This is a genomic window from Lysobacter terrae (genome assembly GCF_054782215.1).
This window is the reverse complement of sequence record NZ_BAAGSX010000003.1, coordinates 175,682-200,416: the sequence shown is the minus strand read 5'-3', so window position 1 is coordinate 200,416 and position 24,735 is coordinate 175,682. Positions and strand designations below refer to the sequence as shown.

Genomic DNA, 24,735 nt, shown 5'->3' with positions numbered 1-24,735 from the left:
GGCAATCGTTGAAGGAGGTACCCATGTTCGAAGAACAACCGCAGCAGGAAATCGACGCGCTGATGCGCTCCAATCCCGAATTCCGTCAGCTCTATCAGCGCCATCGCGACCTGGACAAGAAGGTCATGGACGCCGAGCTCGGCGTGTTGCCGATCGACGACGCCACCCTCAACCAGATGAAGCGCGAAAAGCTTGCTGCGAAGGACCGCCTGGTCCGCATGTACGACGCGGGACACTGACGACCCGGTAAGTCGGACCCGCCGGCGCGCCCCCGGGCTCGCCGGCAGTGCGGGGCAACCGCACACCACCGTCTCCTCTGACGCGGGCGGCGGCGCCTTCCTCGTCGGGATCGCCGCCGCCCGCGTCGGGCATCCTGCCGGGCGCGAGTCAAGACTGCGCCATGCAATGGGCGCCCGCTAGAATCCGACGACGCCGCGCCGTCCGCGGCCGCAGGATTCCCATGCCCATCCACGCTTCCGTTCTCGAGCTGATCGGCCGCACCCCGATCGTGAAGGCGCGCCGCCTCGACACCGGCGTCTGCGAGCTCTACTTCAAGCTCGAATCCCAGAACCCCGGCGGTTCCATCAAGGACCGCATCGGCCTGTCGATGATCGAGGCCGCGGAGAAGGCCGGGAAGATCAAGCCCGGCGACACCCTGGTCGAAGGCACCGCCGGCAACACCGGCATCGGCCTCGCTCTGGTGGCGCAGCAGAAGGGCTATCAGCTGATCCTGGTCGTGCCCGACAAGATGAGCCGCGAGAAGATCTTCAATCTCAAGGCGATGGGCGCGCAGGTCGTGCTCACGCGTTCGGACGTGGCCAAAGGCCATCCCGACTACTACCAGGACATGGCCGAGCGCATCGCCCGCGAAACGCCCGGCGCGTACTTCATCAACCAGTTCGGCAATCCTGACAATCCGGCCGCGCATGAGTTCGGCACCGGCCCGGAGATCCTCGCGCAGATGGCCGAAGTCGGCGGCATCGATGCCATCGTGTTCGGTTGCGGCAGTTCCGGCACGATGACCGGCCTGTCGCGCTGCTTTGCCGAGAAGTCGCCACATACCGAGCTGATCCTGGCCGACCCGATCGGCTCGATCCTCGAGGACTACATCAACCGCGGCGCGATCGTCGAAAAGTCCGCGAGCTGGATGGTGGAGGGTATCGGCGAAGACTTCCTGCCGCCGATTTCCGACTTCACCCGGGTGAAGAAGGCCTACGCGATCAGCGACAAGGAGAGCTTCCTCACCGCACGCGAACTGCTGGAGAAGGAAGGCATCCTTGGCGGATCCTCCACCGGCACGTTGCTCGCCGCCGCACTGAAGTATTGCCGCGAACAGACCACGCCGAAGAAAGTCCTGACCCTGGTGCCGGATACCGGCAACAAGTACATCTCCAAGATGTACAACGACTACTGGATGCTGGACAACGGCTTCCTCGATCGCGAGCCCAGCGGCGACCTGCGCGACCTGATCACGCGTCCGTTCTCCAAACGCGACACGATCGTCGTGGCGCCGACCGATCTGTTGGTCACCGCCTGGCAGCGCATGAAGCTGTACGACGTCAGCCAGCTTCCGGTGATGGAAGGCGACAACATCGTCGGCATCGTCGATGAGAGCGACGTCCTCCTGCACGTCTACGGCGACGAAGCGCGCTTCCGCGATCCGGTTTCGACCGCGATGGTGAGCAAGCTGGACAAGCTGGACGTGCGCGCAACGATCGAATCGCTGCTTCCCGTGTTCGATCGCGGACACGTCGCGATCGTCGTGGATGGCGAGCGGTTCGTCGGGCTCATTACCCGCATCGATCTGCTGAATTACTTACGCCGTAGAGTCCAGTAACCCCTGAAAAATCAAGCCTGTTCAGCCTCGGATGGGTAGAATCCGGGGCCGCAAGGCAGCGACCGGAACCAAGCAAATGACTGAGAGCAGCAAGAAGGGCAAGCCCGGCCTGGGTACCCTTGCCATCCACGGCGGGCAGTCGCCCGACCCGAGCACCGGCGCGGTGATGCCCCCGATCTATGCCACGTCGACCTACGCCCAACGTAGCCCCGGCGAGCATCAGGGCTTCGAGTACTCGCGCAGCCACAATCCGACCCGCTTCGCGTACGAGCGCTGCATCGCGGCCCTCGAAGGAGGCACCCAGGGCTACGCATTCGCTTCCGGACTCGCGGCGACCTCGACCGTGCTGGAGATGTTCGACAGCGGTTCGCACGTCATTGCCATGGACGACGTGTACGGCGGCACCTACCGCCTGTTCGAACGCGTGCGCCGGCGCTCGGCCGGGCTCGATTTCAGCTGGGTCGATCTCAGCGACGTTGCCGCCTTCGAAGCCGCGATCCGCCCGAACACCAAGCTGGTCTGGATCGAAACCCCGACCAACCCGCTGCTGAAACTCGTCGACATCGAACAGATCGCAGCGATCGCCCGCAAGCACGGCCTGATCGTCGCGGTCGACAACACCTTCAGCTCGCCCATCCTGCAGCGCCCCCTGGAACTGGGCGCGCACCTGGTCATGCATTCGGCGACCAAATACCTCAATGGCCACTCCGACATGGTCGGCGGCATCGTGGTCGTGGGCGACGATGCGGAACTCGCCGAGAAGATGACATTCCTGCAGAACGCTGTGGGCGGCGTGCAGGGTCCGTTCGACAGCTTCCTCGCCCTGCGCGGCTTGAAGACGCTGCATCTGCGCATGAAGGCGCACTGCGAGAATGCGCAGGCGCTGGCGGAGTGGCTGGAGACGCATCCGGCGATCGAGAAGGTGATCTATCCGGGGTTGAAGTCGCATCCGCAGCTTGAGTTGGCGAAGCGGCAGATGGATGGCTTTGGCGGAATGATCAGCATCTACGTCAAAGGCGGCCTCGACGGCGCGCGCCGCATGATGGAACGAAGCGAGCTGTTCACCATCGCGGAGTCGCTGGGCGGAGTGGAAAGCCTCATCAATCACCCGGCAGTGATGACGCACGCCTCCATCCCAGCCGAACGCCGCGCCGCGTTGGGGATTACCGACAACCTGGTCAGGTTGAGCGTGGGCGTCGAAAGCTGCCCGGATCTCCAAAGCGCACTCCAGTCGGCGCTTTCCGGGCTGGAATGACGAAGGGGCTCACGATGCATGTGTCGACGCACGGCCGCGACGCCGATAACCACACGCGAGCTGTCTTGGTGCGCGCATGAACCCTCATGCGCCGCAACCAGTGTCGCTGTTCTCGATCACGAGGAGCCTGTGGCGTAACCGGGAGTTGGTCCTGCAGATGACGCAGCGCGAAGTGCTGGGCCGCTACAAGGGCTCCGTGCTCGGGTTGCTGTGGTCGTTCCTGACGCCGGTACTGATGCTGGTCGTCTATACCTTCGTCTTTTCGGTCGTTTTCAAGGCGCGATGGGGTGTCTCCCAGGACGAAACAAAGACGCAATTCGCCTTGGTGCTCTTCGTCGGGCTCATAGTGCATGGTCTGTTCAGTGAGGTGGTCAACCGAGCTCCCACCCTCATCGTCGCGAACAGCAACTTCGTGAAGCGAGTGATCTTCCCGCTGGAAATCCTTCCGGTTGTCAGCCTCGGCGCGGCCGTTTTTCATAGCCTCGTGAGCTTGTTCGTCCTGGTCGCGGCGTTCGCCCTGGCCACCGGCTACTTGAACTGGACGGTCGTCCTGTTGCCGCTGATCTTCCTTCCTTTGATGCTGTTGACGCTTGGACTGGCGTGGATTTTCGCGTCGCTGGGCGCTTTCATCCGCGACATCGGACAGGTGATCGTCATCGTAACGACGGTGATGCTGTTCCTTTCGCCGGTGTTCTATCCGATCAAGTCGCTCCCCGTTGAATTCCAGCCGCTGATTCAGATGAACCCGCTGACGTTCATCATCGAGCAGGCCCGGGAAGTGTTGATCTGGGGCCATCTCCCCGACTTCTCCGGTCTGATCATTTACTCGGTGCTTGCGACGTTGGTGGCTTGGGCAGGCTACGCGTGGTTCCAGAAGACGCGAAAGGGGTTTGCCGATGTCATCTGAGTACGGCTCACCTCCGTCGTCGGAGATTGGCGCGGCGCCGAATGCGAAAGGGGAACCGGCGATCCTCGTCCGAGGGCTCAGCAAGGGCTATCAGATCTATGAAGCGCCGCACGATCGGCTCAAGCAGTTCCTGGCACCGCGCGTGCCTTCGATCTTTGGGTGGCGACGGCAGTATTTCCGCGAGTTCTGGGCGCTAAGGGATATCTCCCTCGAGATCATGAGGGGAGAGACGGTGGGAATCGTTGGACGCAACGGTTCCGGCAAGTCCACCTTGCTGCAAATGATCTGCGGAACCCTGAGCCCTTCGGAAGGAAGCATCGAAACGTTCGGGCGCGTTGCCGCCCTGCTGGAGCTCGGCTCCGGCTTCAATCCGGAGTTCACCGGGCGGGAGAACGTGTACCTGAATGCCTCGGTATTGGGCCTCTCCAACGACGAGATCGACGCGAAGTTCAACGATATTGCCGAGTTCGCCGAACTCGGCGATTTCATCGAGCAGCCGATCAAGAACTACTCCAGCGGCATGGTGGTGAGGCTTGCGTTCGCGGTAATCATCAACGTAAACCCACAGATTCTCGTGGTCGACGAGGCGCTGGCGGTAGGCGATGCGGCATTCCAGCGCAAATGCATGCGCAGGATCCAGGAGATGGTGGACAGGGGCGTCACGCTGTTGTTCGTGAGCCACGATGCGGAAACCGTCCGCAAGCTGTGCAGTCGCGCCGTCTATCTCAAAGGCGGACAGCTGCAGATGCTGGGTGACGCGAAGTCGGTCTGTCTCGCCTACGAGCGTGATCTGTTTGGCTCGGGTGCCGATGACAAGCCGGTGGCCGCCGCGACTTCCATCGCGGATGCCGGAAAAACGGACGATGCCGACGAGCCGGGTCTCAATGATCCCAGCCTGCTCGTCACGAGCGAGGAGACTTACGGCGACGGAAGGGCAAGAATTGAAGGCCTTGGGATCCGTTCCGCGAGCGGACGTCCGATCAACGTCATTGCCGCGGGGCAGGAGTTCCGCGTCAGTTATCGGGTGACGTTCCTGCAGCGCGCCGTGGCTCCGGTCTTCGGCATGATGCTGAACGATCGCGAGGGCGTCTGCGTATTCGGGACAAATACGGCCGGGCAGGGGCCCTCCCGCCAGGCTTATTCGCCTGGGGATTCCGTGGAAGTCACGTTTGCTCTAAAAAACAATCTGTGCCCCGGGATCTTTTACCTGACCTGCGGAGTGCATGCTTCTGATGTCGAAGAGGGGTTGATCTATTTGGATCGAAGGATCGATGCAATGCTGATTCGCAGCTACAACCCGGATGGCGTCTCCATTGGCGGTTTCGCCAACCTGGAGCCGACCGTGCAAGTCGACAAGGTCATTCCGCCTCAGGTTGCGAGCAATGGATAAGGTATCCGCCATCGCGCCTTGCTTCGTGCACTCCCTTTTTCGTGCAGGGAGCACCTACTTCTTCAGCGTGATCAAGCGCGCTGGGCCGTATGCCGCCTTCCACGAGCCCTTCCACGAAGTGATCGGCGACGTGGCTCGCTCCTGGAGCAGCTACGCGGAGCGAACCGAGGACTACAAGAAGCTCCTCCGTCACGATTTCCTGCAGAGCGGCTACTTCGAAGAGTACGCCCACCTGTTGCCGCAGATCCGCGAATCGTTCGATATCGACAACAGTTATCGTCGCTTTTTCATTGAAAGCGGCGCCGACTGTCCCCCGCTGGAAAAGTTCATCGACGTACTGCTGGCCGGAGCGCAGGGGCGACCTGTCCTGCAATGCACGCGGACGTTCGGTCGGATCGAGTGGCTCAAGAAGAAGTACGGCGGCGCCCACATCTTCCTGCTGCGAAATCCCTGGGATCAGTGGTTTTCGTACACGGTCGATCCTTATATCGGCGCGACGGTGCAGGTCACCTACGCCCAGCCTGGCCTTCCCGCGGTGCTCGAAGCCGTCGCGAGGGCCGCTGAGTACGAGCCTCAAGAAGCAGGGCAATCGTTGCAGGAAGCGTTCGCTTCTGCCGTTGCCATGCCGATCAGCCCGTATCAGCACTATTACTTGTTCTTCGGCCTTTGGGTCTACGCCTGGATGAACGGCCGCAGGGAATGCGATCTCATCCTCGATATGGATGCGCTGACCGAAGACGTCGCCGCACGGGCCCCAGCCCTGCTGGCGTTGGATCAGCTCGGGTTGCCCAAGGTGCGCTTGGACGACTGCCGCCTCCATCAAGGACATTTCCGTCCCGATGAGCGGGAGTTCTACGAGCACATCGAGCGCCAAGTCCTGGAGCTATTTCGTCGGAACGGCCAGCCTGTCGACGCGATCTCCGATTACCTGGAGATGCGCAGCGCCAAGTCGTTCGCAGACCATCCAGATGCAAAGCGCTCTTCCTTGCTCGAAGATGCCGTTCGCGCTCGAGCTTCCGCGCATGCGGCGATGGCGGACGCAAGCGACCGAATTCGCTCGCTGACCGACAGTAGTGCACGGTACGGCCTGCAGATCGGCGCGCTGGAGCAAGACCTTGCTGCCCGGGCGGCAGAGGTGGGCGATCTGAGACACCGCCTCAGCGAAGCGCTGGAGTCGCAGCTGGCTGACGCCGCTTCGGCGGAAGCCAAGTTGGCCGAAACGCTCCGCACCCTGGAAGAACGCGGGGCCGAGGTGGCCACGCTCCGCGAGCTTGCCCAGAACCGTGCGCAGTCGATCGAGGCGCTGTCGGAGCTGGCCCAGGAAAGTCGCTTGCGGGCAGCGCTACTCGACGATCTTAATGCCCAGCAGCTAGGCCGGATCTCTACGCTTTCCGAAGAGCTCGGTGCGCAGGAAGTTCTCGCGGAGGCGGCGGCAGCGAAGATCGAACAGTTGACCGCAGACCTCTCGCAGCGCGAGGAACGGTTGCAGGCTGCGCAGGTCCAGGTCGACGAGCTGTCCGCACAAGCCATGCAGCGCGAAGAACGGCTGCATGCCGCACAGGTGCAGATCGACGAGCTGTCCGCACAAGCCATGCAGCGCGAAGAACGGCTGCATGCCGCACGGGTGCAGATCGACGAGCTGTCCGCACAAGCCACGCAGCGCGAAGAACGGCTGTATGCCGCACAGGTACAGATCGACGAACTGTCCGTCGAGCTTCAAGTGCTACAGCGAAGCACGGACCTTGCGGAATCGAAATTGGCCGCCGTTCTTGCTTCGACCACGTGGCGAATCATGGCGCCTATCCGGGCCGCCTGGACGCTGGCTGCGCTGACTGCGACCAAACCATCCGAATTGCCGGGCTATTTCCGCCGGCTCTTCCATGCGACGCCGAAACTTCCGCAGCCAATGCCCGCGCGTCCCGGTGCGGCGTTGCTTGGACAGCAGGCCGGAGCCACAACCCACAATGCAGCCTTGGATGCAACGTCTCGCGTGAAGCTCACATTCTTTACCATCTGTTCCAAGAACTTCCTCGCCTATGCCCACACCCTGTACCAGTCGGTGCAGGAGCATCACCCGGGCAGCAAGTTCTACGTTGCGCTCTGCGATCGCGTGGACGGCTATCTCGATGTCGCCGCCGAGCCCTTCGACATCATCGACATCGACGCTCTGGGCATCCCGAAGCTTCCGGAGATGATCGAGCGCTACAACATCACCGAGCTGAATACCTCGATCAAGCCGTTCGTGTTCGAGTACCTGTTCACGCGGACGGATGCAGAGAATGTCGTCTATCTCGATCCCGATATTCTCGTGGTCGGGCCGATGCTCGAGCTCGAGTCCATGCTGGCGGACGGCGCGCAGGCCGTGCTGACGCCCCATGTTCTCAACCCGGCGGAAGGGGTTGAGGTCGACGACATCAAGATGCTCCAACTTGGTGTTTACAACCTTGGGTTCCTTGCATTGCGTCGCAGCGAGCGAACACTGGAGATCGTGCGCTGGTGGGGACGCAGGTTGGAAACCGAGTGCGTCATCGACTTGCCGCGCGGGTTGTTCGTGGACCAGAAGTGGGCGGATCTTCTTCCGTCGTACATTCCGCAAGCCCGGATCCTTCATCACCCCGGCTACAACGTCGCCTATTGGAACCTCCAGCAGCGCAAGATCTCGAAGACGGAGAGCGGATGGCTGGCCGGTTCGGGCCCGCTCCGCTTCGTGCATTTCAGCGGCAACAAGCTCGACGACGAATCGGTGTTCTCCCGCCACAGCTGGCAGCTGACGGTGCACAACATCGGCGACATGAAGCTGCTGCTCGACGAGTACCGTTCGCGCGTATTCGCAAATCGCCATGAGCACTACTCGAAGCTGCCCTATGCGTTCAGCTGGAACGGCTCGTCCGGCGTGAACCTGCACACGCCGCAGCAGGCGCAGGAAACGCGCACGGAACAAGCCGCTCCCGCCGCAGCGGTCGTGGTGCGGCCGGTCGTTCGAGCGGTCCCGTCGCGGCTCGATAGGAAGGTGGTCGGGTCGAGTCGCCTGCAATCACGCATCAGTGGACTGCTGACCACGCTCGGGCGCGCACGGGTTCATTCCGGCGGGTGGCTTTCGATGGGCAGGAAGGCCATCGACATCTACCGTCGCGGCGGCATGCCGTTGGTCAGCAGCACCATTCGTCAGTTGAATCTGATTTATCCGCATAGGACCGCTCGGCCGTTCGCTCGCGCACTGTCCGAACCGGCGCCGATCGCGGTGGTGGGCCCCGCCAAGCGCCTGCTGTTCGTAGACTGGTCTACCCCGCGTCCGGATCGGGATGCAGGGTCGATCACCGCGTTCTATTTGATGAAGATCTACGTCGACCTGGGCTACGACGTGACCTTCATTCCCAGCGATCTGGAGGAGCTCGGCGATTACACGAAGCAGGTGCAGCACCTTGGCGTTCGCTGCCTCCACGCGGAGCAAGTCGGCTCCATGCAGGCTCACCTGGCGGCGCACGGCCGCGAGTACGACTTTGCGTTCCTTTGCCGGGCACCCATCGCGGATCTCTATATCGATGACCTGCGCCGCTATGCGCCCCAGGCCCAGATCATTCTCAATACCTCCGATCTGCACTATCTGCGGCACATCCGCGAGGCCGAGATCGAAGAGTCCGCCGAAAAGATGGCTGCCGCGCTCGCGTGGAAGGAGCGTGAGCTGAGCGTCATCTCGCGCTGCGATCACAGCATCGTCATGAGCGATCATGAGCTGGCCGTGCTCGCCGCCGAGCTGCCCGGCGCGAGTGTTCACCTCGTTCCCCTGATGTTCGTGGACATCCCTGGTCGCGCGCAGGGTTATTCCGAGCGCAAGGACCTGCTCTTCATCGGCGGATTCCCGCATATCCCGAATGTGGATGCGGTGGTCTACTTCTGTGAAAACATTTGGCCGAAGGTGCGCCAGCACCTTCCCGATGCAAGGTGCCATCTGCTCGGAAGCAGCCCGCCTGCCGAGGTGGAAGCGCTGGGCAGTCTGCCCGGAGTGAATGTGGTCGGTTACGTGGACGACCTTGCGCCCTGGTTCAATCAGATCCGATTGAGCATCGCACCGCTGCGCTATGGCGCCGGCATCAAGGGCAAGCTCGGTACCAGCCTCAGTTTTGGCGTCCCGTCCGTAGCGACCACCATCGCGGTGGAGGGCATGGGGCTGGAGCACGAGTCCCAGGTGCTGGTGGCGGACGATCCGGATCAGTTCGCCAAGGAAGTCGTACGGCTTTACACCGATCCCGCGCTATGGGAGCGGCTCAGCACCCAAGGCCTGGAGTACGTCACGCGCACGTACTCGGTGGCAGCCGGGTTCGATCGCATCAAGGCGTTCATGGACCACGTGGATACCAAGAGCGTTCAGGCGTTTCCGGCCGTGAGTGTCGGCAGCGCAGAGGAATATGAAACCTACTTCAACGGTCTGGGTGGCGAATACGCGCGCCGGGCCGACGTCGAACTCGCGCTGATCAGGCGGGATCAGGACGGCTTCCTTGTGGATGGCTTCTGCGCCGTCTGCAATCAGCCGTCCTCGTTCAACTGCAGCTTCATGTACGCCTATGAAACAACGGCGGACGGTCAGCCCATTCCGAACTGGCGCGAGCACCTGGACTGCGTGCAGTGTGGATTCATCAATCGGATTCGCGCAGCGATCCATGTACTGGATACGAGGATGCGTCCGCGACCCGACGCGGATATCTACATTTCCGAACAGACGACGCCGCTCTACCGTTGGCTGAAGCAGCACTATCCCAACACCCGCGGAAGCGAGTACCTGGGCGACAAGGTGCCCCCGGGGCAGGAGCTCAATGGGCTGCGCAATGAGGACCTCATGGCCCTCACCTGGGAAAGCGGGTCGTTCGACCATGTGCTTTCGTTCGACGTGCTGGAGCACGTGCCAGACCCGGTTGCCGCCTTCAGCGAATGCTTCCGCATTCTTCGCCCCGGTGGAACTTTGCTTTGGGCGGCGCCCTTCGCATTCGATGAACACCGGCATCTGGTGGATCGGAATATCGTCCGCGCGCACTTGGATGCCACCGGCGAGATCGTTCACCTCATGGAACCCGAGTACCACGGTAATCCGGTGGATCCGGAGAACGGCGCTCTTTGCTTCCAGTACTTCAGCAAGGAAGTACTGGAACAACTGCGTCAAGTCGGCTTTGAAAACGTCGAGCTGCTCTTCTATTGGTCGCGGGACCTGGCTTATCTGGGCGGCGAGCAGCTCATTTGCATGGCGCGTAAGCCACTGAATTGAACGATGAGCCATTTGGCGTCAACGCTAGGAACAAGGATTGATGAACAAGATCGCTGCAAGCATGGTTGTCGTCGCCGTTATCGCGGTGGGCGGGTGGCTGGTCTGGCGAAAGCCGGCGCAGACCGGTGCGGAGGCGCCGAAGGCACCCACGGCCGCACCAGAGCCCACTAGCAAGCCACTCACATCCAAAGCCGAATCCCTTCTCTGGCACGACCAGGGCGGCGGCAATCAGATCTGGCGCATCAACGGCGGTTCGGCGCAGCCCGAATCGCTGTGGTCCGTAGAGTCGCCCTGGAGTCCTGTTGCGTATGTGGCCCGTGGTTGGTCGGGCGACGACCTGGCGGTCTGGCAAAACCCGGGCACCGGCGAAGTGAGGTTGTGGCGCATTGCCGCGGGCAATCCCACGCCTTCGACGAAGGAACTCCCGCCCGCGAGCGCAGAGTGGAGGATTGCGGCGTTCGCTGACGTCAATGGAGATGGGTATGCGGATGCCATCTGGCTCGCCAACGACGGCCAGGTCGCGGTCTGGTTGATGGCCGATGGCGAGGTCGGCGAGCGCGCCGTCGTAGGAAACGTGGGGACCGGTTGGGAACTGGTGTCGACGGCCGACTTCAACGGCGACGGCAAGCAGGACCTGCTTTGGCGCAACGATGAGCTCGTCGCATTCTGGTACATGGACGGCACGAGCCTGCGTTCCTCAGCTACCAAGCCCGGCGGCGGCGAACAATGGAACCTCATCGCTGCGGGACGTTTCGACGCCGATGCGAATGCGGATCTGCTGTGGCAGGACAAAGGCGGCCAACTCGTGATCTGGCGGTCCGGCGATCCGGCGACGAGCCTTCCTGTCGCTCGCCCCGTGCCGGCGGGCTGGTCCCTGGTTCAGGCCGCGGACTTGGACGGCAATGGCATCGCCGATCTCGTATGGCGCGAGGCAAGCAGCGGCAACGTCGGCGCCTGGATCTTCGGCAAGGATGGTGGCATCAACGATCTGGCTCTTCCGCCCGCCGCCGCGGAATGGTCCGTACTGCGCAATATCGCGCCGTCTCGCGAAACGCACTAAGGAACAGCGGCGGCAGCCATCGTTGGCGGACGCTCCGTAGGACACTAGTTTGATGTGGAGATGTAATGAAAGAGTGCAGTAAGTCAATCATGCGACGCATGTCGGACCCGAATTTCACCAACCGCTACTTCGTGGGCGCGGGCCTCGATATCGGGGGAAAGCCTGATCCGCTGTCGATCTACAAAGAGCTGTTCAGCCGGATGGACTCCGTTCGCACCTGGGACTGGGAAGACGGTGATGCGCAGTTCCTCCAAAGCGTGTCCGATGGCCACTTCGACTTCGTACACAGCAGCCATTGCCTGGAACATCTGGTCGATCCGCGTGACGGCATCAAGAACTGGTTCCGCGTCTTGCGGCCAGGCGGATATCTGATCGTCACGGTCCCCGACGAGGATCTGTACGAGCAGGGCGTGTTCCCCAGCACGTTCAATCGCGACCACAAATGGACCTTCACGACGTACAAGGCCCGCTCCTGGAGCGAAAAATCCATCAATCTGATCGACATCGTCCGTGAGCTCGGAGAGGCCGCTGAATTGGTCAGGCTGGAGCAGCTCTCGGCCACCTACCGTTTCGCTTTGCCCAGATACGATCAGACGCTCACGCCGGTGGGCGAATGCGGAATCGAGCTGATCGTCCGCAAGCGTCCCGCGGCAGAAGTGGCTGCCGGCGGGCGCTGGCAGCGTACCGAGCAGTCGCCCGAGCGAGAATTGCGCGTGCATCTGAATCAATATCGAAACGATCTCAAGACGCTCAAGGAAACAAATCAGGTCAGTCCGCCCTTTACCGACGATACGCCGCTGTAAGGGTCCGCAAGCATGATCATTCGAGCGCGCGCACCATTGCGTCTGGGCCTCGCGGGCGGGGGGACGGACGTTTCCCCTTACTGCGATGAGTTCGGCGGCTATGTCCTGAATGCAACCATCGATCGTTATGCCTATGCGGTAATCAAGACTCTCGATTCGGACACGGTGCGTTTCAATTCCACGGACCAACAGCGGTCGGTGAGCACCGAGTTGGCGCCCCATCTGCCGTTGGACGGCGTGCTCGATCTGCACAAGGCGGTCTACAACGAGATGATCTCCACCTACAACGGTGGCAGGCCGATCGCGTTGGAGCTCAGTACCTTCTGCGATGCTCCCGCCGGCTCCGGCCTGGGGTCGTCATCGACTCTGGTCGTGACGATGATTCGGGCGTTCGTGGAGCTCTTGAACCTGCCGCTCGACGATCACACGATTGCGCGCCTTGCCTACAAGATCGAGCGTGTCGATTGCGGGCTGAAGGGGGGCAAGCAGGATCAGTATTCTGCGACCTTCGGCGGCTTCAACTTCATGGAGTTCTACAGCGACGATCGCGTCGTGGTGAACCCCTTGAGAATCAAGAACTGGATACTCTGCGAATTGGAGGCGTCGCTGGTGCTGTTCTATTCCGGCGTCTCCCGCGAGTCCGCCAGGATCATCTCCGACCAGAGCGCGAATCTGCAGTCGGGCAACCACAACACCATCGAAGCCATGCATGCGCTGAAGCAGGAAGCGTTGAGCATGAAGGAATGCCTGCTGCGCGGCGACTTCTCCGGCATCGTCGACTCGATGCGGCTGGGATGGGAGAACAAGAAGCGCACGGCGAAGACCGTTTCGACGCCTCACATCGAGTCGATCTACAACGCGGCTACCGATGCGGGAGCCCTGGCGGGCAAGGTCTCCGGCGCCGGTGGCGGCGGCTTCATGATGTTCTTTGTGTCGGCCGACAAGCGCATGAACGTCATTCGCGCCCTGGAAGGATTCGAAGGGCAGGTGAGTAACTGCCATTTCACAAAGAACGGAACGCAGGCTTGGAGAGTCCCATGAACAGTTACGTGCTGGATCAGATCGAACAGTCGTGTCGTCTGATGGAGCAAATCCGGCGCGATGAACGCCTGATCGCTGCGGTCGAAGAGGCCGCAAAGGTCTGCATGCGGGCCTTGCAAGGCGATGGAAAATTGCTACTGGCGGGCAATGGCGGAAGCGCTGCCGATGCCCAGCACATCGCGGCCGAGTTCGTCAGCCGCTTCATGTTCGATCGGCCCGGACTGCCGGCGATAGCGCTGACTACCGATACTTCGATCCTGACGGCTATCGGCAACGATTACGGGTACGAACGGCTTTTCGCACGCCAGATCCAGGCGCTGGGTAGGAAGGGAGATGTCTTCATTGCCTATTCCACGTCCGGAAGTTCCCCGAATATCGTGGCGGCGCTGAAGGAGGCCCGTGAGCGTGGGCTCATTTCGATCGGGCTTACCGGCAATCGTAAAGGGACGATGTGCGAGCTGTGCGACGTCCTGCTGGAGGTGCCTTCGGCCGACACTCCCAAGATCCAGGAAGGTCACCTGCTTCTGGGGCACACGCTGACGGGTCTGATCGAGAACGCGTTTTTCGGGAAGTCGGTGTGATGGAGGCTGTAGTTCTTGCCGGTGGGTTCGGTACGCGGCTACGCCATCTCGTGCCCGATGTGCCCAAGCCCATGGCGCAGGTTGCAGGCCGGCCCTTCCTCGAAATCCTGCTGTCGCGGTTGGCGGCCAAGAGGTTCGAGCGCGTCGTACTGTCGGTGGGTTATCTCGCAGATCGCATCACCGACCACTTCGGCTCGACGTTCGCCGGCATGGCGCTGGCGTACGAGGTCGAGGCGCAGCCCCTTGGAACAGGCGGTGCGATTCGCAGGGCACTGGCGAATTGCCGTGAGGATCATGTCTACGTCTTCAATGGCGACACCTACCTGGACTTGGAGGTCGATGAAGTCGAGAAGGTATGGGAGCGCCACCATCAGCCGCTGATCGTCGGGCGATATCTGGATGACACCAGTCGTTATGGCAGGCTCGATGTCGACAACGGACAGATCCGAGGGTTCAGGGAAAAAGGCGATGTCGGTCCCGGCCTGATCAACGCGGGGTGCTATGTATTCCCGCCCACGCTGCTGGATTCCTACCCGAACGGCGCGGCCTTTTCGCTGGAGCTGGATTTTCTTTCCGAAGACGTGTTGCTCCGACCGTATTCGGTCTTCACCACACGGGGCGAATTCATCGATATCGGAACTCCGGACGATTTCGTTCTCGCCCAGACCAGGCTGGCCGGCATTTCATGAGCGGTGCAAATCGAGCTTTGTTCCTCGATCGCGATGGCGTCATCAATCACGATGCCGGGTATACGCACCGCTGGGAGGATTTCGAATTCGTCGACGGAATCTTCGATCTTTGCCGGTTCGCGAAGCAGCAGGGTTATCTCCTGGTCGTCGTCACCAATCAGGCGGGAATCGCCCGCGGCTTTTATACGGAAGCCGATTTCCACGCCCTGACCGAGAAAATGTGCGAGCGGTTCCAGCGCGAGGGTGCCCCCCTTGATAGGGTCTATTTCTCGCCATTCCATCCGGAACATGGGGTAGGGCGATACAAATTGGATTCCGCTTGCAGAAAGCCGCATCCGGGAATGATCCTTCGGGCCGCAGATGAACTGGCCATTTCCCTCAGCGAATCCGTCCTTGTCGGGGACAAGGAGAGCGACATCCTCGCTGGGCATTCAGCGGGTGTTGGCTGCAATCTCCTGCTTCTTAGCGCTGAGGCGCCCATTGAGGGGCAGGACCCCGTCAAAGCCACTGCCGTGGTGTCTTCACTCGAGCAGGTCAAGGCCTATCTCAAGTTGTGACCTGCCCGGCGGGCGGCTACGATCGCCACAGCTGTGGCCAAGTTTTTCAGGGGATTCGCCCAGATGTTCAAACGTACCGGACTCATTGCCCTCGCACTGCTCGCTGCGAGCTGCGGGCAGGATCAAAGCACCTCTGTCGCCCGGCGCGATGCCGCTGGCGCCGTTGGGCGCCAAGCTGTTGCATCGCCCTCGCTGGGCCATGCGTCGGCGTTCGCCACTCTGGCGGACCGTGGCGCGTTGCTCGCATACGACCGTAGCCGCAAGGTCGCGCGCTCGGATGCCGCCACCTGGTATCCCGTGCAACTCAGCGAGGACCACGCGCTCAATGCCATCGCCTCGGGCGAACTGGTCATTCCGGCGCCCGATGGTGAAACGCTGCGGCTGCGTTACGAAAACCATGTCGAACACTCCAACGGTAATTGGAGCTGGATCGGTCGGAATGCGGACGGCGCCGATGTCGTCCTCACATTCGGTCCGAAGGCCGTGTTCGGTACGATCACTACGGGTGACAAGCAGCTGAAGGTCACCATGGCCGCCGGTCGCGCCTGGCTGGTCGAGACGAATCTTCGCAAGGTCGCAGTCTCCGACCGCAGCGAGGACTTCCTGATTCCGCCCAGCCTCGCCTCTGCCGCGGCCAAGCAGAAAATCGCTGCGGGGGCGCAGGCCGAAGCGGTGGGGGCTTCCGCCGCCACGACGGTCGACGTCGTTCTGGGCTATACCACCGGGCTTGCCAACAGCCTGGGTGGCAGTTCCCAGGCGGTGACGCGTATGCAGAATCTGGTCGACACGACGAACCAGGCGTACGCGAACAGCCAGATCACCGCCCGCATCCGGCTCGTGCAGACCGTGCAGGTCAACTACGCCGATGCCACCGACAACGGCGACGCACTCTCCAAGCTGACCGGTTACGAGTCGGGTACGGGTTCGATTCCCGTCGATCCGGCTTTCACGGCCCTGCGCGCCGCGCGCGACCAGTCCGGTGCGGATCTGGTTTCGCTGGTGCGTAAGTTCCAAACCCCGCAGAACAACGGGTGCGGCATCGCATGGCTGATCGGCGGCGACCTGCAGTCCATCGATGCGAGCGATGCGCCGTTTGCGTACTCGGTCGTCAGCGATGGCCAGGACCTCAACGAAACCGACAACAAGACCTACTTCTGCCGCGAAGAAACCCTGGCGCACGAGCTTGGCCACAACATGGGGCAGGCGCACAACACCGAGGATGCGGGTGGCTCGCCGGGCGCGCACAGCTATTCCTATGGCTATCGCGAAGCCGCGACCGATGGTTTCTACACCGTGATGGCTTATCGCCTTGCCAGTAGCAGCCAGTTCTCGATCCGCTATTTCGCCAATCCCAACGTGACCTACGCCGGTCGGCCGACGGGCGTCGCCAATGCCGCGGACAACGTCCGCAGCATGGGCCAGACCATGCCGATCATTGCGACCTTCCGCGCGCAGGTGGTTCCGCTCGCGGGTCGCGTGCGCAATGACCTCAACGGCGATGGAAAGTCCGACCTGATCTGGGAGAACGTGGCGCAGGGTTCGATGGCCTATTGGTGGATGAGCGGCGCCGCGCCCATTGGCAGTGGCGTCTATTCCGTCGGTACGCCTTACCGGATCACGGCGACGGGCGATTTCGACGGCGACGGGCGCGCGGACATCCTCTGGGCGAATACCGTCAACAACACGCTGTATCTGTGGCGCAGTCGTGGCGATGGCACGTTCGACAGCCAGTATGTGGCGAGCTACGCCTCGAACTGGAGCATCGCTGGCACGGCCGATCTGAATGGTGACGGCAAGTCCGACCTGCTATGGGAAGATCGGACCCAGGGCATGATGGCGTACTGGTGGATGAACGGTGCGACAGCCACGGCGTCCGGTGTTTATTCGGTGGGTACTGCCTATCGCATCTTTGCGACGGGCGACTTCGATGGCGACGGTCGCGGCGATATCTTGTGGGCCAACACGGTCAACAACACCCTGTACTCCTGGCGTAGTCGCGGAGACGGCACATTCGACGGTCAGTACGTCGCCAGCTATGCGCCCACATGGGGCATTGCCGGCACGGCCGATCTCAACGGAGACGGCAAGTCGGATCTGCTCTGGGAAGAGCGCACGCAAGGGTTGATGGCGTATTGGTGGATGAACGGCGCGTCGGTGACCGGATCCGGGAACTTCGCCGTCGGCACCGCCTACAGCATTGCGTCACTGGGCGACTTCGACGGTGATGGCCGCGGAGACATTCTCTGGGCCAACAGCACCAACAACACGCTTCACCTGTGGCGCAGCCGCGGCGACGGCAATTTCGATGGCCAATACGTAGCCAGCTACGCAACGGGCTGGGCGCCGGTCAGAAAGGGCGACTAAGTACGCTAAGACGGCCTGTCGCAATGACAGGCCATTGGCCCGCCAGCAGGTGGCGGGCCATGCCCATCCGGGAGCCGGGCACCCGCCTGCGGTTTGTGCCGGATGATGTGCAGCCCTCCTCAGTCGAGGGAAGCCGATATCGCCGCAAGGCCCCTCCCATCGCGGCGCTTTCACGGTGCGGCCTTGACGATGCTGCCCCTCAGTCGTTGCGTCGGGCGCGGAGCCGTAGGCTCGATTCAACGTGACGTATTTGCTGTTCCTGTAAGCAACGCGTGAAGAAAAGGGCCCTCCTTTGGCGAATTTCGCCCAACGTGGCCGCTTGTAACGACGGCAATGCGTATTACAGGTACAGGTCACGGGAAGGCCTATACGGGGGGTATCGGTATGCGCGCGTCTGTTTACGTTGTCGCTGCAATGTTGGTCATCGGCCTGCCCCTTGCAGCAGGTCGTCTGAGTACGAACCTGGGTAGCGTGGTTCACCCGGAAGCGTCTGGGGCCGCGAGCGCGGCCGCCTCGCTCCGGCTGCCCAAGGCCGCATCTTCCATTGCGTCCTATCCGGACCGCGGTGAGTTGCTGGCCTACGATCGCGAACGGCAAGTGCGTCACTCCGGTGCTTCGACCTGGATGCCAGTGCAGATCAGCGAGGAGCATGCCTTGCGTGCCATCGCCGCCGGCGGCATGGACGTACGCGCACCCAATGGCCAGACCATCCACCTGCGCTACGAGCGCCATGTGGAGCATCCGGATGGCAACTGGACGTGGGTCGGGCGCGAGGAGGGAGGTGCGCCGGGAACGGAAACTTTGTTGACCTTCGGCGAGAAGGCCGTGTTCGGCACGATCCGCCAGGGCAATGCCGATCTCAGCCTGACCACCGAGGCCGGCTCGACCTGGCTGGTCGAGACCGATCGCAGCCGAGTCGCTACCAGCGGGCCCGCCGTGAATGATGATGACTTCATGATCCCGGCAAGCCTGCCGATGGCAGCGAGTGGGCGGGATCCCATTCGGGCTGCGAGCGTTCAGGCTGAGCAGATCCCCGCGACCGCAGCAGCCCAGGCGGTGGCGTCGGCGACAGTCGATATCGCCGTCGGCTACACCACGGGATTCGCGACGCGCCTGGGGGGCGAATCCCAGGCCATGACCCGATTGAATTTCCTGGTGGACAGCGCGAACCAGGCGTACCTGAATAGTGGCATCGACGGGCGGATCCGGCTCGTGCGGGCGATCCAAGTGGACTATCCGGACGGTACGAACAACGGCACGACCTTGTTCGATCTCACCGGCGTGAGTTGCACGGAGTCGGCCACGGGCGCGCATTACCGGAGCTTCGGGCGGTGGGACTGCACTCCGGCGGCGGTTCCGGCCGCGTTGCAGCCGCTGGTCGCGGCGCGGGAAACCTACGGCGCGGATCTGCTCGTACTGGTCCGCAAGTTCGAGACCTCCAGTACCAGCTGCGGCGTGGCGTGGGTACTGGGCGGTGGTCAGACCGCGAGCGACTCCAGCAACGCTGCGTTCGGTACCTCGGTAGTCAACGACAGCAGCGGCGATATGTTCCCCGACAACGGCGCCACCTGTCCTGATCTCCATCTTGCGCACGAACTGGGCCATAACATGGGTCAGCAGCACGACGTGGTCACCGCAAGTGGGACCAATGATTCCAACAGCGACGGCAACCTGCTCGATCCCGAAGAGTACGGCCGTCACCCGTATTCGTTCGGTTACAGCACCGATGGCACGGCGGCCGATATCGCCACCATCATGTCCGTCCGGCGAATCAGCCAGACCCGGTACAAGCTCTTCTCCAATCCGCGCATTTCAGCCTGTGGCGGCGCGCCCTGCGGCACGGTGGACCAGGCTGACAATGCGCGCAGCATGAACGCAACGATGCCGATCGTTGCGACGTTCCGAACCCAGGCGTCTCCGCTCCAGGCCAGCGTGGATCTCAATGGGGACGGCAAGTCCGACCTGATTTGGGAAAATTACGCGCAGAGCTGGATGGCGTATTGGTGGATGAGCGGTGCGGCGCCCATCGGGTCGGGCGTGTATTCGATCGGTACGCCGTACCGCATTTCGGCGACGGGCGATTTCGATGGCGACGGCCGCGGCGACATCCTCTGGGCCAACACGCTCAATCACACTCTGTTCCTGTGGCGCAGCCGCGGCGACGGCACGTTCGATAGTCAGTACGTGGCGGCCTACGGCGGCAACTGGAGCATCGTGGCCACGGCCGATCTGAACGGCGACGGCAAATCGGATCTGGTCTGGGAAGACAGGGCGCAGGGTATGTGGGCGTACTGGTGGATGAACGGATCTGCCGTGACGGCGTCCGGCGTGTACTCGGTCGGCACCGCGTATCGCATCGTCACGACGGGCGATTTCGATGGCGACGGTCGCGGCGATCTGCTGTGGTCGAACACGACCGGTGACCTGTTCTCCTGGCGCAGTCGCGGAGACGGCACTTTCGACGGCGCCTATGTCGCGAGCTACGCGCCCAGCTGGGGCATCGTGGGTACCGCCGACCTCAATGGCGATGGCAAGTCGGACGTGCTGTGGGAGGAGCGGGCGCAGGGCCTGATGGCGTACTGGTTGATGAGCGGCTCATCGCCGATCGGATCGGGGAGCTACTCCGTCGGCATCGATTACGGCATTTCGGCGCTGGGCGACTTCGATGGCGACAACCGCGACGACATCGTCTGGGCCAACAGGACCAACCACACGACTTACTTGTGGCGCAGCAACGGGGACGGGACTTTCGACGGACAGTACGTTGCCAGTTATGGCGCCGACTGGGCGCTCCTCGGCAGAAGCAACTGAGGTCGTAACGGTAGTGCAGTCCACGCCTCGCTTCGATTACGAAGCGAGGCGTGCCTGGTTGCGGTCAAGACGCCAGGGCAGCTTCGAGCGCAGGCAGAAGCTGGAACAGGTCGCCCACCAGTCCGATATCCGCAATCTCGAAGATCGGCGCATCGCCATCCTTGTTGATCGCCACGATCGTGCCGGCGTCCTTGATGCCGGTCAGATGCTGGATCGCACCGGAAATGCCGACGGCGATATACAGCTCCGGCGCGATGATCTTGCCGGTCTGACCGACCTGCATTTCGTTCGGCACGTAGCCGGCATCGACCGCGGCGCGCGAGGCACCGACGGCGGCGCCGAGCTTGTCGGCTAGGTCGTAGATGATCTTAAAGTTCTCCGCCGAGCCGACACCGCGGCCGCCGGAGACGACGCGACGTGCGGACTGCAGATCGGGGCGGTCTGACTTGCCGGCGGCGAGGCCGACGTAACGGGTATGCGTCGGCAATGCGGCGTCGACCGTGATCACTTCCACGGCAGCGCTGCCGCCACGCGCGGCTTCCGGCCACGATGCGGTGCGCACCGTGGCGACCACGGCGTGATCGGTGAGCGCATCAACCGTGATGATCGCGTTGCCGGCGTAGATCGGGCGCTTGAAGGTATGGCTGCCTTCCACCGCCATCACGTCGGATACCTGCGCGACGCCGAGCAGCGCGGCGACGCACGGCATCAGGTCCTTGCCAAACGTGGTCGAGGGGCCGAACACGTGCGAGTAGCCTGCCGCGGCCTTGGCGACCTGCGGCGCGAGCACCTGCGCGATGGCATTCGCATTGGCGGCGTTGGCCACGGTGAGCACCTTGGCCACGCCGGCGATCTGCGCGGCTTGGGCGGCGATGCCCGCGGGGTCCGCGGCCAGCACCAGGATGTCGATGGAGTCGGGCTTCAACGCCTGCGCGGCGGACACGCACTTGGCGGTGGACGCGTTGAGCTTGCCGTCCAGATGTTCGGCGACGATGAGTACCTTGCTCATTACAGCAACCCCTTGGCCTTGAGTGCGGCGACCAGTTCGGCCGCGTCCTTCACCATCACGCCCTTGCTGCGCTTGCCCGGCGCGGCGTAATGCGTGGTCTTCAACGTATCGCCGGTGTCGACGCCGAGGTCGGCGAAGGCGATCGTTTCCAGCGGCTTGCTCTTCGCCTTCATGATGTCCGGCAGCTTGATGAAGCGCGGCTCGTTGAGGCGCAGGTCGGTGGTTACGACGGCGGGGAGATCGACTTCCAGCGTTTCCAGGCCGGCGTCGACTTCGCGGGTCACCGTGGCCTTGCCGTTGGCGACTTCGAGCTTGGAAGCGAAGGTCGCCTGCGGACGGCCCCACAGCGTGGCCAGCATCTGGCCAGTCTGGTTGGCGTCGTCGTCGATGGCCTGCTTGCCGAGGATGACCAGGTCCGGCTGCTCCTTCTCGATCAGCTTGAGCAGGGTGCGGGCCGCGGTCAGGGGCTGGATGGGCTGGTCGCTGACGACGTGGATGGCGCGGTTGGCGCCCATGGCCAGGCCGTTGCGCAGGTGCGCCTGGGCATCGGCCGGGGCGATCGTGGCGACCACGACCTCGGTGGCGATGCCCTTGTCGCGCAGGCGCAGGGCCTCTTCGAGGGCGATTTCGTCGAACGGATTGGCCGACAGCTTGACGCCGTCGGTGACCACGCCGGAGCCGTCCGGCTTGACCTGGATGCGGACATTGAAGTCCACCACGCGCTTGTAGCCGACGAGGATCTTCATCGTCTGGGAGTTCCTGTGGGGATGATCCGGAAAGGACACGGCCGGAGCGGCCGAGCCCGCAATTCTAGCGGAGCCGGGCCGCCGCCGCCCGGTCGCATCCGCGGGCGTACGGACGCGGGGAGGCGTTCCGCTATCCTGTCGCGATCAATTTGCGACAGGAATGGGTCGAATGCTGCATCCGGTAGTGCTCAGTGGCGGTAGCGGGACGCGGCTGTGGCCGCTGTCGCGGCAGAACCAGCCCAAGCAGTTCCTGTCGCTGATGGGCGACCGCTCTCTGTTCCAGGAGACCGTGCTGCGCGCCAGCCGCCTTCCCGGCGTGCAGGCGCCGGTGACGGTCTGCAGCGACGATCACCGGTTCATGGTCGGCGAGCAGTTGCAGGGCGTGGGCGTGGTCAGCGGCGGCATCCTGCTGGAGCCAATGGCGCGCAACACCGCACCCGCGATCGCGCTCGCGGCCCGGCACGTCGCGGCGCAGGACCCGGACGCGCTGATGCTGGTGATGCCGGCCGACCATCTGATCGAGGACGAAGTCGCCTTCCGGGACGCCGTCGCGACGGCGCGGCGCCTCGCCGAAGACGGCTGGCTGGTCACCTTCGGGATTCGCCCCGATTACGCGGAAACCGGGTACGGCTACATCCTGCGCGGCGACGAGCTCGCCAGCGGCGGCTTCCGGGTCAGCCGTTTCGTCGAGAAGCCCGACCTGGCCACGGCCGAGCGCTACGTCGCCGAAGGCACCTACGCGTGGAATTCCGGCATGTTCCTGTTCCGCGCCGGCCGCTACCTGGAGGAACTGGAGCGGCACTCACCTGCCATCGCCGCGTCCGCGCGGACGGCGTATGAGCGCTCGCGCTCGGATCTCGATTTCATCCGTGTCGATGCGGAAGCCTTCGCCGCCAGTCCCAGCGATTCCATCGACTACGCGGTGATGGAGAAGACCGACCGCGCCGCGGTGGTGCCGGTGAGCTGCGGCTGGAGCGACATCGGTTCGTGGTCATCGCTGTGGGCAGTGGCCGAACGCGACGCCGACGGCAACCGCCACGAAGGCGACGTGATCTCGGTGGACACCAAGGGCAGCCTGGTGCGCGCATCCGAGCGGCGCATGATCGCCACGCTCGGCGTGGAGGACCTGGTCGTCATCGATACCGCCGACGCCACCCTGGTCGCGCGCAAGGACCGCGTGCAGGACGTCAAGACGATAGTGGATGCGCTCAAGGCTGCGGGCCGCACCGAGCACCTGTTCCACCGCAAGGTCTACCGGCCGTGGGGAAGCTACGACTCCATCGGCGTGGGCGAGCGCTTTCAGGTGAAGCGCATCGTGGTCAAGCCGGGTGCGGCGCTGAGCCTGCAGAAACACGCGCATCGCGCCGAGCACTGGATCGTGGTTTCCGGCGTCGCCGAGGTCACCTGCGACGGGCGCGTGTTCGATCTGCACGAGAACGAGAGCACCTACATTCCGCTAGGCAGCGTGCATCGCCTGCGCAATCGCGGTGCCGAGCCGGTGGAACTGATCGAGGTGCAGTCGGGCACGTATTTGGGCGAAGACGATATCGTCCGCCTGGAGGACGTGTACGGGCGGTCCTGAGCGGTTGGCCTCGACCGCCATGCGGTGAAGTGTGGTCCGGCATGCCCGAAAGTACGGTGTGTCGCCGTCCTCGCCCGCGTTAAACTTCGCGCCTCCCCACTTGGAGTCGGACGATGGCCCAGGCCAGCGCCAAGAGCAAGGTTTTCCCTAGCGCCGCGGAGGCGTTGCAGGGACTGATCGCGGACGGCCAGACGCTCGCCGTCGGCGGCTTCGGCCTCTGCGGTATTCCGGAAGCGCTGATCGCCGCGCTGCGCGATACCGGTGCGAAGAATCTCACCGCGATCTCCAACAACGCCGGCGTCGACGGCTTCGGCCTCGGCCAGCTGCTGGCGACGCGGCAGATCAAGAAGATGATTTCGTCCTACGTGGGCGAGAACAAGGAATTCGAACGCCAGTTCCTGTCCGGCGAACTCGAACTCGAATTCAACCCGCAAGGCACGCTGGCCGAACGCCTGCGCGCCGGCGGCGCGGGCATTCCCGCCTTCTACACACGCACCGGCTACGGCACGGTGGTCGCCGAGGGCAAGGAAACGCGCCAGTTCGATGACGGCCACTGGTACGTGATGGAAACCGCGCTCAAGGCCGACGTGTCGCTGGTGAAGGCGTGGAAGGCCGACAAGGCCGGCAATCTCGTCTTCCGCAAGACCGCGCGCAACTTCAATCCGGCCTGCGCGATGGCGGGCAAGGTGTGCATCGCCGAGGTCGAGGAAATCGTCGAGATCGGCGCCATCGATCCCGATCACGTGCACCTGCCCGGCATCTATGTGGACCGCATCGTCCACAACCCGACGCCGGAAAAGCGCATCGAACAGCGCACCGTGCGCGCCGCGTAACGAGAGACAAGGA

General features: G+C 63.0%; 18 protein-coding genes. 16 read left to right on the top strand and 2 right to left on the bottom strand.

Going from position 1 to position 24,735, the window contains the following annotated elements:
* The first annotated feature begins 23 nt into the window (after positions 1-23).
* The 14 genes from ACYVJ8_RS10125 (at position 24) to ACYVJ8_RS10060 (ending at position 20,552) form a co-directional block, all read left to right on the top strand.
* The gene (locus ACYVJ8_RS10125; protein ID WP_460711944.1) at positions 24-239 is read left to right on the top strand and encodes a YdcH family protein; all 216 of its coding nucleotides are present in this window, start codon (positions 24-26) and stop codon (positions 237-239) included.
* Positions 240-460: 221 nt separating this feature from the next.
* Positions 461-1,837: a pyridoxal-phosphate dependent enzyme gene (locus ACYVJ8_RS10120; protein ID WP_460711942.1), complete on the top strand. Its 1,377-nt coding sequence runs from the start codon at positions 461-463 to the stop codon at positions 1,835-1,837.
* A 76-nt stretch (positions 1,838-1,913) separates the two neighbouring features.
* Positions 1,914-3,092: a cystathionine gamma-synthase gene (locus ACYVJ8_RS10115; protein WP_460711940.1), complete on the top strand. Its 1,179-nt coding sequence runs from the start codon at positions 1,914-1,916 to the stop codon at positions 3,090-3,092.
* A gap of 76 nt (positions 3,093-3,168) precedes the next feature.
* Entirely contained in the window at positions 3,169-3,999 is an 831-nt protein-coding gene (locus tag ACYVJ8_RS10110; protein ID WP_460711938.1) for an ABC transporter permease, read from the top strand.
* Positions 3,989-5,389, top strand: coding sequence for an ABC transporter ATP-binding protein (locus ACYVJ8_RS10105; RefSeq protein ID WP_460711936.1), 1,401 nt, complete (start codon positions 3,989-3,991; stop codon positions 5,387-5,389). The genes ACYVJ8_RS10110 and ACYVJ8_RS10105 overlap by 11 nt, the downstream gene beginning before the upstream one ends.
* On the top strand, positions 5,382-10,646 hold the full coding sequence (locus tag ACYVJ8_RS10100) for a glycosyltransferase (protein WP_460711934.1): 5,265 nt from the start codon (positions 5,382-5,384) through the stop codon (positions 10,644-10,646). The genes ACYVJ8_RS10105 and ACYVJ8_RS10100 overlap by 8 nt, the downstream gene beginning before the upstream one ends.
* Before the next feature lie 40 nt (positions 10,647-10,686).
* On the top strand, positions 10,687-11,706 hold the full coding sequence (locus ACYVJ8_RS10095) for an FG-GAP repeat domain-containing protein (RefSeq protein ID WP_460711932.1): 1,020 nt from the start codon (positions 10,687-10,689) through the stop codon (positions 11,704-11,706).
* A gap of 98 nt (positions 11,707-11,804) precedes the next feature.
* Positions 11,805-12,509 (top strand): methyltransferase domain-containing protein, encoded by a 705-nt coding sequence (locus ACYVJ8_RS10090; RefSeq protein ID WP_460711930.1) that lies wholly within the window; start codon positions 11,805-11,807, stop codon positions 12,507-12,509.
* Between the two features lie 12 nt (positions 12,510-12,521).
* A complete protein-coding gene (locus ACYVJ8_RS10085; RefSeq protein ID WP_460711928.1) occupies positions 12,522-13,550 on the top strand; it encodes a GHMP family kinase ATP-binding protein in 1,029 nt (342 codons plus the stop codon).
* Entirely contained in the window at positions 13,547-14,131 is a 585-nt protein-coding gene (locus tag ACYVJ8_RS10080; RefSeq protein ID WP_460711926.1) for a D-sedoheptulose 7-phosphate isomerase, read from the top strand. Before ACYVJ8_RS10085 ends, ACYVJ8_RS10080 begins: the two co-directional genes overlap by 4 nt.
* Entirely contained in the window at positions 14,131-14,820 is a 690-nt protein-coding gene (locus ACYVJ8_RS10075) for a nucleotidyltransferase family protein (RefSeq protein ID WP_460711924.1), read from the top strand. The genes ACYVJ8_RS10080 and ACYVJ8_RS10075 overlap by 1 nt, the downstream gene beginning before the upstream one ends.
* Entirely contained in the window at positions 14,817-15,377 is a 561-nt protein-coding gene (locus tag ACYVJ8_RS10070) for a D-glycero-alpha-D-manno-heptose-1,7-bisphosphate 7-phosphatase (protein WP_460711922.1), read from the top strand. The genes ACYVJ8_RS10075 and ACYVJ8_RS10070 overlap by 4 nt, the downstream gene beginning before the upstream one ends.
* 63 nt (positions 15,378-15,440) lie before the next feature.
* Positions 15,441-17,741, top strand: coding sequence for an FG-GAP-like repeat-containing protein (locus tag ACYVJ8_RS10065; RefSeq protein ID WP_460711920.1), 2,301 nt, complete (start codon positions 15,441-15,443; stop codon positions 17,739-17,741).
* Between the two features lie 414 nt (positions 17,742-18,155).
* The gene (locus tag ACYVJ8_RS10060; RefSeq protein WP_460711918.1) at positions 18,156-20,552 is read left to right on the top strand and encodes an FG-GAP-like repeat-containing protein; all 2,397 of its coding nucleotides are present in this window, start codon (positions 18,156-18,158) and stop codon (positions 20,550-20,552) included.
* 64 nt (positions 20,553-20,616) lie between these two features.
* Here ACYVJ8_RS10060 and ACYVJ8_RS10055 read toward each other — a convergent pair whose 3' ends face one another.
* Positions 20,617-21,561 (bottom strand): electron transfer flavoprotein subunit alpha/FixB family protein, encoded by a 945-nt coding sequence (locus ACYVJ8_RS10055; protein ID WP_460711916.1) that lies wholly within the window; start codon positions 21,559-21,561, stop codon positions 20,617-20,619.
* Positions 21,561-22,307 carry an electron transfer flavoprotein subunit beta/FixA family protein gene (locus ACYVJ8_RS10050; protein ID WP_460711914.1) on the bottom strand — a complete coding sequence of 249 codons (747 nt, stop codon included), beginning with the start codon at positions 22,305-22,307 and terminating at the stop codon, positions 21,561-21,563. The genes ACYVJ8_RS10055 and ACYVJ8_RS10050 overlap by 1 nt, the downstream gene beginning before the upstream one ends.
* 169 nt (positions 22,308-22,476) lie before the next feature.
* Here ACYVJ8_RS10050 and ACYVJ8_RS10045 point away from each other — a divergent pair, with 169 nt between their 5' ends.
* Positions 22,477-23,889, top strand: coding sequence for a mannose-1-phosphate guanylyltransferase/mannose-6-phosphate isomerase (locus tag ACYVJ8_RS10045; RefSeq protein ID WP_460711912.1), 1,413 nt, complete (start codon positions 22,477-22,479; stop codon positions 23,887-23,889).
* A gap of 113 nt (positions 23,890-24,002) precedes the next feature.
* Complete coding sequence (locus ACYVJ8_RS10040; RefSeq protein WP_460711910.1) at positions 24,003-24,722, top strand: CoA transferase subunit A; 720 nt, start codon at positions 24,003-24,005, stop codon at positions 24,720-24,722.
* Positions 24,723-24,735 lie beyond the last annotated feature (13 nt).